12 protein-coding genes are annotated in these 13,097 nt (G+C 66.6%); all 12 read right to left on the bottom strand.

Annotated elements, in window-relative coordinates; all coding sequences use genetic code 11:
* Positions 1–247: 247 nt before the first annotated feature.
* Complete coding sequence (locus OC550_RS06740; protein WP_262106274.1) at positions 248–1,885, bottom strand: amidohydrolase; 1,638 nt, start codon at positions 1,883–1,885, stop codon at positions 248–250.
* Positions 1,886–1,978: 93 nt separating this feature from the next.
* Complete coding sequence (locus OC550_RS06735; RefSeq protein WP_262104508.1) at positions 1,979–4,807, bottom strand: RNA helicase; 2,829 nt, start codon at positions 4,805–4,807, stop codon at positions 1,979–1,981.
* A gap of 49 nt (positions 4,808–4,856) precedes the next feature.
* Positions 4,857–5,702 (bottom strand): twin-arginine translocase subunit TatC, encoded by an 846-nt coding sequence (tatC, locus tag OC550_RS06730; protein WP_262104506.1) that lies wholly within the window; start codon positions 5,700–5,702, stop codon positions 4,857–4,859.
* A gap of 6 nt (positions 5,703–5,708) precedes the next feature.
* Entirely contained in the window at positions 5,709–5,993 is a 285-nt protein-coding gene (gene tatA, locus OC550_RS06725) for a Sec-independent protein translocase subunit TatA (protein WP_262104504.1), read from the bottom strand.
* Positions 5,994–6,027: 34 nt separating this feature from the next.
* Complete coding sequence (locus OC550_RS06720; RefSeq protein WP_262104502.1) at positions 6,028–6,369, bottom strand: hypothetical protein; 342 nt, start codon at positions 6,367–6,369, stop codon at positions 6,028–6,030.
* Between the two features lie 2 nt (positions 6,370–6,371).
* The gene (locus OC550_RS06715; protein ID WP_262104500.1) at positions 6,372–8,411 is read right to left on the bottom strand and encodes a YafY family protein; all 2,040 of its coding nucleotides are present in this window, start codon (positions 8,409–8,411) and stop codon (positions 6,372–6,374) included.
* Between the two features lie 103 nt (positions 8,412–8,514).
* Positions 8,515–8,910 carry an FKBP-type peptidyl-prolyl cis-trans isomerase gene (locus OC550_RS06710; RefSeq protein WP_262104499.1) on the bottom strand — a complete coding sequence of 132 codons (396 nt, stop codon included), beginning with the start codon at positions 8,908–8,910 and terminating at the stop codon, positions 8,515–8,517.
* 35 nt (positions 8,911–8,945) lie between these two features.
* Positions 8,946–9,854, bottom strand: coding sequence for an FKBP-type peptidyl-prolyl cis-trans isomerase (locus tag OC550_RS06705; RefSeq protein WP_262104497.1), 909 nt, complete (start codon positions 9,852–9,854; stop codon positions 8,946–8,948).
* 87 nt (positions 9,855–9,941) lie between these two features.
* Positions 9,942–11,303 (bottom strand): Pup--protein ligase, encoded by a 1,362-nt coding sequence (gene pafA, locus OC550_RS06700; RefSeq protein ID WP_262104496.1) that lies wholly within the window; start codon positions 11,301–11,303, stop codon positions 9,942–9,944.
* Between the two features lies 1 nt (position 11,304).
* Positions 11,305–12,030 (bottom strand): proteasome subunit alpha, encoded by a 726-nt coding sequence (gene prcA / locus OC550_RS06695; RefSeq protein WP_262104495.1) that lies wholly within the window; start codon positions 12,028–12,030, stop codon positions 11,305–11,307.
* A gap of 2 nt (positions 12,031–12,032) precedes the next feature.
* The gene (gene prcB / locus OC550_RS06690) at positions 12,033–12,872 is read right to left on the bottom strand and encodes a proteasome subunit beta (RefSeq protein ID WP_262104494.1); all 840 of its coding nucleotides are present in this window, start codon (positions 12,870–12,872) and stop codon (positions 12,033–12,035) included.
* A gap of 3 nt (positions 12,873–12,875) precedes the next feature.
* Positions 12,876–13,082, bottom strand: a complete 207-nt coding sequence (locus tag OC550_RS06685; protein ID WP_262104493.1) for a ubiquitin-like protein Pup — start codon at positions 13,080–13,082, stop codon at positions 12,876–12,878.
* Between the last annotated feature and the right edge of the window lie 15 nt (positions 13,083–13,097).

The raw sequence follows: 13,097 nt of genomic DNA, 5'->3' as shown, positions 1-13,097 counted from the left end.
CACTTCCGCGGGTCCGTGGAGACGCACCTGCAGGATGTCCGGCACCTGGACCGCTTCGTCATTTCGAAGGGATCCATTGAGCCAAAAGTTTACGGACTGAGAATCTTCTGTCAATGTCGAGCTGATCTGGAGCTACAAGCAAAACCGCAGGTCAAAGACGTTTAAGCTCAAATGTCGATGGAGACATTTAACCATCCGTTCACCTTTGGCGGACGTTCCCGGAGCCAATGCAGCGGTGCCCCTTGAACTAAGAACCGGCGTCGAATATGGTCGCGCCTTCCACGACGGTCCGGACACACTCGGGCAGCCGGCCGGTATCCAGCGAGGGCAGCAGCGGCGTACCCGCGCGTGCGTCCGTACTCCATGCCGAGACCCGGGAATCGGCGGTCTGGACGGACAGTTCGTCCACATCCCAGACGGCGAATGTCGCCGGGGTCCCCGGAGCCAGCTGACCCTGCATGGGATTAGGCTCGTTGGCTGCCCTCCATCCGGCCCGGGTGTGGGCCAGGAAGGCTGCCCGGGCCGAGATTCTCTGGTCGGGATTGTTGTGCTCGAGGCAGGCTTTCACCGCGGCCCAGGGGCTCTGCTCCGTGACGGGCGCGTCGGAGCCAAGGCAGACGGGGACGCCGGCGGTTTGCAGCGTGCCGACGGCGTTCATCGCCAAGGCCCTCTCCTCACCCACCCGCGTGGCGTACATGCCCCGCGGCCCGCCCCAGTAGGCGTCGAAGAGCGGCTGCATGCTCGCGGTCACTCCGAAGTGCAGCAGCTGGTCCACCGCGCCCGGCGAGAGCATTTCAACATGCTCCAACCGGTGCCGCGCCCGCCGTACCGTCTCCAGGCCCACCCTCTCGGCGGCGGCGGAAAGGGATTCAAGCGCGCGGTCGAGCCCGGCGTCGCCGATGACATGGAAACCTCCTTGGACGCCGGCTTCCGAGCACGCCGCCAGATGCCCCGCGGCCTGCTCGACGCTGAGGAAGGGCTCGTTGGCCTGCGTCGCGAGGTCGGCGTAACCGCCGTGGACGCAAGCGGTATGCGAACCGATCGAGCCGTCGATGTTCAGGTCCCCTGCCAACCCGCGCAGCCTGCCCCCGAACCGGTCGAGGACCGCAGTGAGTTCATCGGCCGAGGACACCAGCTCTCCCCAGTACGGAAGGATTTTCGGGAACGCTCCCGGGTCGGAATCCGCCAGTTCCAACAGCGCGAGCAGGTCCTCGGCCGGCACGATCTGCGGGGCGGCCATCTCGGCCAATGCGACATAGCCGCGCGATGCAGCGTGGTCCAGCGCGCGGCGCTGGACTGCCTGCCGCTGCCCGTCCGTCATCCGGTGGGCGAAGCTTCGGGCGGCGGCATGGGCCTCGGTCCGGATGACGCCCGCGTCGTCCCACCCTGGAAGCCCGGCCAGTTCGGCCCGGGCCGCGAGGGAGGATGACACCGCGGCGGAATGGACGTCGACGCGGCTCAGGTACACGCTCTTCCCGCCGCTGGCGCGCTCGAGTTCCTCCGCCGTCGGCGGGCGTTTTTCCGGCCACCGGGTTTCGTCCCAGCCATGGCCCAGGACCACGTCGCCGGTCGCGGCCGAACTGGCCACCTGGTCGAGGAGCTCGGCCAGCGAGGCGGTACGGGACAGATCCAGGCTCCCCAGCGCCAGGCCGCTGTCCGTAGTGTGCATGTGCGAATCAACGAACCCGGGCGCAACCAGGCGTCCGTCCAGGTCGACGATCTCCATCGAGCTGTCCGCAATCGACGTCGCCGCCTGTTCCGATCCGATCCAGGCGACGGTGCCGCCCTCGACGAGCATCGCCGTCGCGTACGGATCGGCCGGGCTGTACACCGAACCGTTGCGGTACAGCGTGACCTGGCCCCGCTGATGTCCGGCTGCGCTCATCGCACTCATAGATCTCCCATCGCATTCATGTCCATCAAAGGTTTTCGTCGGCCGACCGGATCCGGCCGGGGTCCGCGCCTGCTAATCGGTCTGCTATTCGCTGACGACGGAGTAGGCGACGACGCCGCGGCGGACCAGCGGAATTGCCTGCCGGCACAAGGTGACCAGTTTTGGATCCATGTCCGGCACCTTGACGAGCTGGTCCAGCAGATCGATCACCTGCTTGGCCCACCGGACGAAGTCGCCCGCCGCCAGTTCGGTGCCTTGGAGCGCCGCCAGCAGGGAGCGTCCCTGCGCCCACTTGTACATGGGCCAGACCAGTCCGAGTTCGGGTTCGCCGCTGAGCGGCAGCTTGTGCTGCTCTTCCCGGTCGGTGAGAACGGACCATTCCCGCACGGCGATGTCCACGGCCGATTCGAGCGACACGCTGGGCATCTTGGGGCGGATGCCCGTTTCCTCCCGCTTGGCCTGGAACACGAGGCAGGACACAAACGCCGCGACTTCGGGCGCGCTGAGGTCGTCGAAGGCGCCGGCCTGGAGGCATAGGGCCACCAGGAGATCCCGGTCGCCGTAAATCCGCCTGAGCCGGTTGCCTGATTCGCTGATGGTGACGCGGCCGTCCTCATGCGTCTGGAGGTAGCCGTAGGTGTCCAGCAGGTCGCAGACCCGGTCGAATGTCTTGGCGATCGTATTGGTGCGTCCTTGGATCTGGCCCATCAGCTGGTCGGTTTCCTTGCGCAGCTTCCACCAGCGCTCGGACCAGCGCGCATGGTCTTCGCGATCACTGCAGCCGTGGCACGGATGGGACTTGAGCTTGCGCCGCAGCTCTAGGATCCGCCGTTCCTGCTGCTCGGCCCCGGGCGCCTCGAACTCCTGGCGCTCCGTCCCCCGGCGCGGCGGCCGGTTTTCGTGGAGGGCGTTGCGCAGCGAGGACGCGAGATCGCGCCGTTCCTTAGGGCTGCGGCCGTTGAAGCTCTTCGGGATCCGGATGGTGGACAGAACCTGTACCGGCCCGTCGAGATCCTGGACGGAGATCCGCCTGATCTGCTTGTCGACCGTCAGCACCGTCGGCCGGGGCTCATAGCTTGAGGCATCCACGGCGAGAATCACCGCGTAGCCTTCGTTCCGCCCGCCCGGCACATCGATGATGTCTCCCCGCCGCAGGCGCTCCAGTGATGCCGCGGCGGCCGAGCGCAGCTGCCGGCTGCGCGACTTGGCCGACTGGTTCTCCGCGTCCTTTAGCTCGCGCCTCAGACGCGCGTACTCGGTGAAGTCCCCCAGATGGCAGGTCATGGACTTCGCATAGCCCGCGAGGGATTCTTCGCGGCTGCGGACCTGCTTTGCCAGGCCCACGACGGAACGATCCGCCTGGAACTGGGCGAAAGAGGTTTCCAGGATTTCGCGTGCCCGGGCACGGCCGAACTGGGCGATCAGATTGACCGACATGTTGTAGGTCGGCCGGAAGCTTGAGTTCAGCGGGTAGGTCCGGCGGGACGCCAGGCCGGCGACAGCGGCCGGATCCGTGCCCGGCTGCCAAAGGACCACGGCATGGCCTTCGACGTCGATCCCGCGCCGGCCGGCGCGGCCGGTCAGCTGGGTGTACTCCCCCGCGGTGATGTTCACGTGGCTTTCGCCGTTAAACTTGTCCAGCTTCTCCAGCACGACGGTGCGCGCAGGCATGTTCACGCCGAGGGCGAGCGTTTCGGTGGCAAAGACCGCCCGCACCAGGTTGTCGGCGAAGAGCTTCTCGACCACTTCCTTGAAGGTGGGAAGCATGCCCGCATGGTGGGCGGCGATCCCCCGGATGAGCCCCTCGCGCCAGAGCCAGAAACCCAGGACGGCCAGGTCTTCCTCGGGAATCTCCTCCGCGGCCTCGTCGACGCGCCGGGCGATGATATCCCGTTCCCTTTCCGTGGTCAGCCAGAGACCCGCATCCAGGCACTGCCGGACGGCGGCGTCGCAGCCGTTGCGGGAAAAAATGAAGGTAATCGCCGGGAGCAGGCCTTCTTTGTCCAGCCGCGCAATCACTTCCGGGCGCGAAGCCCGGCGGATCCGGGTGACGGGCTGCTGCGGCCGCGGCGGCTGGCGTTTGCCGCGCCTGCCTCCGGGTCGGCCCCAGCTGGCAGACCTGTTGAGCTTCTGCTCCGAATAGGCAAGTTCCAGCAGTTCGGGATTGACCTCGAACCGTCCGGCCGCTCCCTGGCCGGAGGACGAACTCGGCACCGCCTCGTCGAAGGCTACGTCGGAGGCGAACAGGTCCAGAATCTCCGGGCCCACCATGACATGCTGCCAGAGCGGGACGGGGCGGTGCTCGGAGACGACGACGTCCGTGTCACCGCGGACCGTATCGAGCCAGGCGCCGAACTCCTCGGCGTTGGAAACCGTGGCCGAGAGGGAGACCAGCTGGACCTCGTCCGGCAGATGGATGATGACTTCCTCCCACACCGCACCGCGGAACCGGTCCGCCAGGTAGTGGACCTCGTCCATGACGACGTAGCCCAGGTCCAGGAGGGTGTCGGAGTTGGCGTACAGCATGTTCCGGAGCACCTCGGTGGTCATCACCACAACCTCGGCGGCCGGATTGACCGACACGTCGCCGGTGAGCAGCCCGACGCGGTCCGGGCCGTACACCTGGACCAGTTCGGCGTACTTCTGGTTGCTCAATGCTTTGATCGGCGTCGTGTAGAAGGCCTTCAAACCCCGTTGAAGCGCCATGTAGATGGCGAACTCCCCCACCACGGTTTTTCCTGCCCCCGTGGGCGCCGCCACCAGGACGCCGCGGCCTCGCTCGAGGGCCTCGCAGGCTTCCCGCTGGAAGGGGTCCATCTCGAAGCTGAGCGTCTGCGAGAACGCGTGGAGCCGGGTCTTTCGGTGTTCCGCCCTGGCCTTGGCTTCGCGGTACCGCTCGGATGGGGAACTCATACTGAAAGCCTAGTGGCTGGCGGGACCGGTGGCTGCCGGTCCCGCGCCATCATGCCTCGGCCGGACCTTCGAGGTCGGTCAACGGAGTTGCCTTGTCCGCCGAGGCCTCGATTTCCTCTTCCTGCTCCTTGCGCTTGCGGGCGCGGCGCTTGTCATTGAGCAGGCACACGCCGACGGCGATGAAGAAGAGAACCAGGAGGGGCCCGGCGAGCAGGAACATCGACGTCGCGTCGGGTCCGGGTGCGGCCATCGCGGCGACGACGCAGACCACGAAGACGACGATGCGCCAGCTCTTGATGACCTGCCGGCCGGAGACCAGCCCGGCAAAATTGATCCCGACCAGCACCACCGGCAGCAGGAAGGCAACGCCAAGCGACAGGAACATCCGCATCACGAATGTCAGGTAGTCGGTTGCCAGGATCTGGTTGACGCCGCCCTGCGGGGTGAACATCGTCAGGACCTTGACGATCTCGGGCAACACAATCCAGCCGAAGTAGATCCCCAGCAGGAACAGCGGCACTGCGGCGAACATGAAGCCGAGCGTGTAGCGCCGTTCCTTCCGCTTCAGCCCGGGCGTGATGAACGCCCAGATCTGGTAGATCCAGACCGGTGAACTGACCAGCAGGCCGAGGAAGATCGACACCTGGATCTTCAGGTCGAACGGGGAGCCCACGCTGCCGTAATTGATTTCCGCACGCCGGCCCTGCTGGGCCGAAATCTCCATCAGCGGCTGTTGGACGGCCACCATGACCGGGTCGTACAGGAACCATCCGCCGACGGCGCCCAGCAGGACTGCTATGCCTGAGATGATCAGGCGGTTGCGAAGCTCCCTAACGTGGTCTTTGAGGGCCATCCGGCCTTCGGGATTGGCCTTGCGGCCCTTGGTCCGCGCCATTTGCCTCTACTGCTGCTGGCTGGGCGGCGTGGTTCCGCCATTTGCATTCGGCGTCTGGTCCCGGTTGCCGGTGTTCCGAGGCGGATTGACCACACGGCCTTCTACCGGTTCGTCCCGGGCTTCGGAGTCGGAGGGATTTTCATCCCTCATCTGCTTCACCTCGGACTTGAAGATACGCATTGACTGACCCACGCTGCGGGCGAGACCAGGCAGTTTCGGCGCCCCGAAGAGCAGAAGGACAATGATGATGAGGATGATGATTGTCCACGGGTTGTCGAAGAGTCGTCCCATTACGCGGTTCCTTTCATAACAAACCAATCCTACGTCAAGACAGCTTGACGTCGCGCAGCGACTGCCGCTGCCCGCGGGCGGACCTGCGGGCCACCCGTCGTGCCCTGCGAGCTTCGCGGCGCGCTGCCTTTCCATCGGCGTAGTGCTCCCTGGCCACGGCGGGATCGAGGAAAACGGCCGGCTGGAAGACGGTGCTGTTTTCGCCTTCAGCCGATGGGGCGGGACCAAACGCAGGACTCAACTTTGCCGCAGCCGTCTCAAATTCTTCCAAAGTCTTCATGAACGCCCGGAAAATCCGGTATGCGAGAAAGCCCACAAAAACCACGGCGAGTGCGGCCAGCGCGACCCAGAGAACTATCCAGAACCACCATTCCATGGTTAGGAGTCTAGTCCCCGGGCCTTGGGGTTTTCCGAATACACCGCCGCGGCGGCCCTCAGCCACTCAACGGTGGCGGCCACCAGTTCCTGTGGTTCCAGCACCCTCACCTCGCCGCCGTACCGGGCTACCAGCGGGGCAATTATGGCCGTTGTGCCCAGCCGCAGCTCGGCCGCCACCCCGCCGCCGGGCAGGGCGCTTTGCCGCTCGGCGTTGTACTGGTCCCCCAGGTCGGCCAGGCGCGGCGAGAGCTGCAGCACGGCCCGCTGGTCGGAATCGCGCGGGGTAAAGAGAGACTGCGGGAACTCGGAGCCGGGCTGTGCATGCGGCCGGAAGCTGCGCCCGGTCCGCTGCAGGGTGCGGATCTTGTCCGCGCGGAACTGCCGCACGGCCTGCCTGTCGTGGCACCACGCCTCCGTATACCAGTGGCCGTTGACGGCAAAGACCTGCAGTGGATCGATCTCGCGTTCGGTCATCTCGTCCCGCGACGAGACCAGGTACTCGATCCGCAGCGTTTCGCGGGCGGCCACCGCGTCCTGGAGCGCCTGGACCTCGGCCGTCGTCGCCTCCGCGTCGAAGTCAGCCGCCAGCGACCGGTGCAGCCCGTGCTCGCCCCCGGTGGCCTCCAGCAGCTTGCTCAGGGCGCTCCGCACAGCAGGCCGCTCCCCCACGCCGGGGACGGTTTCCAGCGCCTGCAGCCCGACCACCAGTGAGAGCGCCTCGTCGATGCTCAGCCGCACGGTCGGGGAAATCTCGTCCGCGTTCTCGATGAAGATGGTGTCGTTGTCCCAATGCACTTCGATCAGCTGGTCCGGGCCGTAGCCCGGCGTGCCGCACACGAAGAGCAGGTTCAGGTCGTTGATCAGCTGCGATCGGCTGATGCCGAACTTCCTGGCCGTGGCCTCCAGCTCCACGCCCGGGTTGCCGGTGACGTAGGAGACCAGGTCCAGCAGGCGCGGCAGGCGGTCCAGCGAGGAGGATTTCTTGTGGCCCGCCGTTCCTGCGGCGGCGGTGAACGCGTACGACGGCGGGGGCGCGGCCGCCGCGTCGAGGGCACCTTGGAAGCGGCGCACCACGGCGTCGACGAGCTCCTGCGGTGCCAGCGCGATGGCGTTTGCGCCGTGCGAGGCGATCTCTTCGGCGAGGATTTCGACGTCGGTGTAGGGGCACTCCAGCTCGTCCCAGCCGTCACGTGGGGCGTCCCCTCGGCCGTCGCCTGCATCGGCAGCCGCTGGGGACGGGGGATGCGACGCCGCGGCCCGCAGGGACTGTGCCCGGCCCGGCTTCAGCAGGAGCCTGGCCGTCCCGTGCTCCCGCGCAGGGTCCAAGGCGTCCAAGGCCGCCCGCATCGTGAAGTCCGCGGGCACCTCCACCTCGCCGCCGAGCTTCTTGATGCCGGAGCTGATCCGGGACAGCCTGAAGGTCCGCTGTCCTTGCCGGTCGACGTCGAAGCCGGAGAGGTACCAGTGGCCGAACCGGTTCCCGAGGCCCCAGGGTTCCACCCGCCGGACGCTGGTCTCGGTGCTCGTGGCCGCCCGGTACTCAAAAGAGACGGGGTAGTGCCCAAGGACTGCTTTCAGCAGCTCGTCGAAGGCGGGCTCGGCGGTCCGTAACCGCGGCTCGATCCCGATGAGCGAATCACCCTCGGCCAGTGCTCCGTGGACATCCAGCCGACGCACGGCGCGGGCTGCCGCGGACCCGAGGGAAGCCTGCTGCCAGATTCTCGAGGCCAGGGACAGGACGGCGGTTTCCTCGGCCGTGAACGAGAGTTCCGGGAGGCGGTAGGCCTTCCGGTCGATCCGGTACCGGGCGACGGCGTGGTCGGAGTCGAAGAACGTGTCCTCGCTGAAGGTCTCGACGGGGACGCCCATTTCACGCAGGTCGTCCTTGTCCCGTTCGAAGAGCCGGTTGAAGGCTTCCTCGCTGGTCGCCTCCCGGTACGGCTGGATCAGGGATCGCAGTTCCTCTTTGCTGTACCCCCGCTGGCGTTCCAGCAGGGCGATCAGCAGGTTGAGCAGACGTTCAGTCTTGGACGCGGACATGCTTCCAACTTACTGTGCGGCGCGGTCGGCATGGTTAACCGGCCCGGGGCGCAGTAACGATGAACTAACGTTACTGCGCCCCGGTCTTCGTGCGAAGCGGCGGTCAGCGGACGCCGAGCAGGTCGACGACGAAGATGAGGGATTCGCCCGGTGCGATGGCGGAACCGGCGCCGCGCTGGCCGTAGGCGAGCTCCGAAGGAATCTCCAGGCGGCGGCGGCCGCCGACCTTCATGCCCAGCAGGCCCTGGTCCCAGCCCTGGATGACCTGTCCGACGCCCACGCGGAAGTCGAGCGGCGCACCGCGGTTCCAGGAAGCGTCGAATTCTTCGCCCGTGGACCAGGCGACGCCTACATAGTGCGTCGACACGGTGTCGCCCGGCTTGGCCTCCGCGCCGTCACCGACGATGATGTCCTCGATGTTCAGCTCGGTGGGAGCCTCGGTGCCCGGGAAATCGATCTCGGGCTTCTGCCGGTCGTATTCGCGCTTGCCGAAAGACATGGATGGTTACCTTCCTGAAGGGGTGTGGGAACTAGCTACTTTACTTCGGTCAGCTCGACGTAGAAGACCAGGTCGCCGGAGGCATCGCCCTGCCCCTGGACGTACGCGAGCTCCGTCGGGATGGTCAGCACAACCTTTGCGCCTTCCTTGAGCCCGGTCAGGCCCTGGGTCCAGCCGGGGATCACGCCGCTGAGCGGGAACTCGGTCGGCTCGCCGCGGCTGAAGCTCGAATCGAATTCTTTGCCTTCCGACCAGTTCCACCCGGCGTAGTTCGCCTTGACGGTGCTCTCGGCCGTGGCTTCCTTGCCGTCGCCCTCGTCCAGCACCTGGACGATCAGGTTGTCCGGAGCGTCGGTTCCTTCCGGGATCTTGACCGAGGGAACGCCCTTGCCGTCCAGGGTGACCTTGGGCAGCTTGCCGGCCTTCTCCAGCTCTGCGACCTCCTTGGCATCCGCCTTGGCCGCCCCGTCCTTGACCCGCCCGATGCTCAGGACCAGCAGCTGCGGATGCTGCGCCGGGCTGCTCGCGCCCGCGGCGGCCTGCGGCTTCAGGTAGTAGCCCACCTGGTCTCCCGCCTTGGCCCCCTCCAGCGCGTCGTACAGACCCGCGTCGGCCTTCTTCATCTCCGCGTTGAGCTGCAGCGTCTGCTCGGCCGTGGAAAAGGTGTCGCCCTGGGCTTCACCGGTGACGGCGTCGTAGGCCACGTAATGGAAACGCAGCCACTGGCCGTCGACGGCACCGGCGCCCTCACCCGAGCCGGACTCGAGCACCTGCGCGGTGGTCTCCGGCAGCTCCAGCGGAGCTTCGAACTCCACGGCAGGCGCGGCGCCGGCTTTTTCCGGAGTAACGGTGACGTCGTCCAGGCTGTCGGACCCTTGTCCCGCGGAGCCGCAGGCGGTCAGCAGCAGGGCAGCCGGCAGAAGCATGGTGAGAATTTTGCGCACGGTACTACTTTCGTCAGGTGCATCGGCAGGACAGCGGAACGGCCGGCTCCGCTGTGGGTCATTGTCGCAGAGAAATCTGAACAGCGGTCATAGTGTCGCCAGCAGGGCCTCCACCCGTTCATCCACGTTCTTGAACGGATCCTTGCACAGGATGGTCTGCTGGGAGCGGTCGTTGAGCTTCAGGTGGACCCAGTCCACTGTGAAATCACGCCCGTGCTCGCGGGCGGCCCGGACGAAGTCGCCCCGGAGCTTGGCGCGCGTCGTCTGCGGCGGATTGTCGACGGCGGACTTCACCTCCGGTTCCTGCACTACGCGGGCGGCTTCACCGCGCGCCTGCAGCAGGAAGAACAGCCCGCGGCGCCGTGAAATGTCGTGGTAGGCCAAGTCCAGCTGCGCGACCCGGGCCGAGTCCAGGTCCAGCCCGTGCCGCTGGCTGAACCTGTCGATCAGCTTCTTCTTGATGGCCCAGTCGATCTCCGTGTCGATTCCCGAGTAGTTCCGGGTCTCGACCGCCGTCAGGGTCCGGTTCCACAGGTCGAGGATCCTTCCGACATGCGGATTATGGGCCCCGTTCGCGCGGACGAAGTCCTCCGCCTTGGCCAGGTACTCGCGCTGCATCTGCAGGGCGTTCATATCCTTGCCGTTGGCGAGCCGCAGCGGCCGGGCCCCGCTGAGGTCGTGGGAGATGTCCCGGATGCTGCGGATCGGGTTCTCCAGCCGCAGGTCCCGCATGATGACGCCGGCCTCGATCATCCGCAGCAGGAGGTCGACCGTGCCGATCTTCAGCAGGGTGGTCGTTTCCGACATATTCGAGTCCCCGTTGATGACGTGCAGCCGGCGGTAGAACTCCGCGTCGGCGTGCGGCTCGTCCCTGGTGTTGATGATGGGCCGGGACCGCGTGGTCGCCGAAGATACGCCCTCCCAGATGTGGTCCGCCCGCTGCGAGAAGGCGAAGAGGGAGCCGTTCTGTGTCCGCAGGACCTTGCCGGCGCCCACCAGCACTTGGCGGGTCACGAGGAAGGGGATCAGGATGTCGGCGAGCCGGGAGAACTCGAGCTTTCGCGGAATCAGGTAGTTCTCGTGGCTGCCGTAGGAGTTGCCGGCCGAATCCGTGTTGTTCTTGAAGAGGTAGACGTTGCCGTCGAACCCCTCGTGGCGCAGCCGGTCCTGCGCCTCGTTCATCAGGTCTTCGAGGATCAGCTCCCCGGCGCGGTCCTGGGCGATGAGCTGCGCGACGTCGTCGCACTCGGCTGTCGCATATTCCGGATGGGACCCGACATCCAGGTAGAGGCGGGAGCCATTGGTGAGGAACACATTGGAGGATCGGCCCCAGGTCACCACCTTGCGGAAGAGGTACCGTGCCACTTCCTCGGGAGAAAGCGGCCGCGAATCAGGAGCCGAGTAGGAAATTCCGAATTCGGTCTCTATGCCGAAGATGCGCCTGTCCATGTCATTTCCCCAATATCTCCGTCACTTCTGCCGCAGAAAGCCTGCGGAAGGCCCTCCGGCTGCCCCGGCTGGACTCCGGATCACGCTCCAGCACCGCCACTTCGAGCTGGTCGGGCCCCAGGCGGCGGGACGCGGAGCCGTTCTCGCCTCCGTTGGCCGCGCTCCCCTCGAGGGCCGACACGGCCGAGCGGATGACTTCGGCGAAATCATGGCCGGCGTCCCAGTCCGAGCGCAGCGATTCCGTCAGGGCCTCGGTCTGGCCGCCCATGACGACAAAATCCGGTTCGTCCGCGATGGAGCCGTCGAAGGTCAGGCGGTAGAGATGGTCATCGGACTGCCGGAGGCCGACCTCGGCCACGGCCAGCTCGACCTCGAAGGGTTTGCTGTCCGCCGTGAAGACCGTGCCCAGGCTCTGTGCATAGACGCTTGCCAGGCCGCGGGCGGTGACATCGTCGCGGTCATACGAATAGCCGCGTACATCGGCGTAGCGCACGCCGGCCTGGCGCAGACTCTCGAACTCGTTGTACTTGCCGACGGCGGCGAAGGCGATCCGGTCGTAGATCTCGCCGATCTTGTGCAGCGAGGGCGAGGGATTCTCAGCTACGAGCGCGATGCCGTCGCGGCAGCTGAGCACCATCACGGACCGGCCCCGGGCGATCCCCTTCCGGGCGAAATCCGCCCGGTCCTTCATCAGCTGCTCGGGAGACACATAGAACTGCTGCGTCATGGCTAGGCCTCCCTTCCGGCGACAGCGCGCGAGGCGATCACGGCTTCGGCGGCGGCTGCGAGGTCCCGTTCGGGGATGCGGCGGGCGCCGGCGGAATTGACGGTATAGACGACGGGCCACAGCTGGCGGACCACGTCGGGGCCGCCGGTGGCGGAGTCGTCGTCGGCGGCATCATAGAGCGCTTCGACGGAGACCAGCACCGCCTGCTCCTCGTCCAGGTTCGGCTTCCACAGCTTCTTCAGGGCGCCGCGGGCAAAAACCGAGCCCGAGCCGACGGAGTGGTGCTCCTGCTCCTCGTAGCGGCCGCCCGTGACGTCGTAGGAGAACAGCCGTCCGACCCTCCGGTCCAGGTCGAAGCCGGCGAACAGCGGGATCACGGCCAGCCCCTGGAGCGCCATCGGCAGGTTGCCGCGGATCATGGCCCCGAGCCGGTTGGCCTTGCCCTCGAGGCTCAGCAGAGTGCCCTCAATCTTCTCGTAGTGCTCCAGCTCAACCTGGAACAGTCGGGTGACGTCCAGCGCGATGCCGGCCGTGCCGGCGACGCCCAGCACGGAGTACATGTCCGCGGGGAAGACCTTCTCGATATGCCGGCTGGCGATCATGTTCCCCATCGTTGCCCGCCGGTCCCCTGCCATGAGCACGCCTCCGGCGTACGTCATGGCGACGATCGTCGTCGCGTGCGGTGCCACGGTCTCAGCGACCATGCCGGCCGGCATTCCGGCCGTCCGGGCACCGGGCAGCATGTCCGGTGCGCTCCGGGCCAGGTACTCGCTGAACGAAGACGTGGCCGCGTGCGAAATCTGGGAAAAGATGGAGCTGTGTCCGCCCGCCGGCAGGTTCATGGGCTACTGACCGCCCTTCTGGACAAAGCCCCGGACGAACTCCTCTGCGTTCTGCTCCAGCACCCCGTCGATCTCGTCGAGCAGATCGTCCGTGCCCTCCGTCTCGGCGGTTGCCCCGGCCTCAGGTGCGGGTTCCGGCGACGCGGGTACGTCGTCGTACTCCTCCTCCGGGACGCGGCCTTCCACGTTCTTGCGGTCCTGGGTTGCCATGACGGCCTCCTCTTC

This window comes from Arthrobacter sp. Marseille-P9274 (assembly GCF_946892675.1).
Lineage (GTDB): Bacteria > Actinomycetota > Actinomycetes > Actinomycetales > Micrococcaceae > Crystallibacter.
Note: the sequence above shows the minus strand (reverse complement) of the source record. Positions and strands in the feature narration are given on the sequence as shown.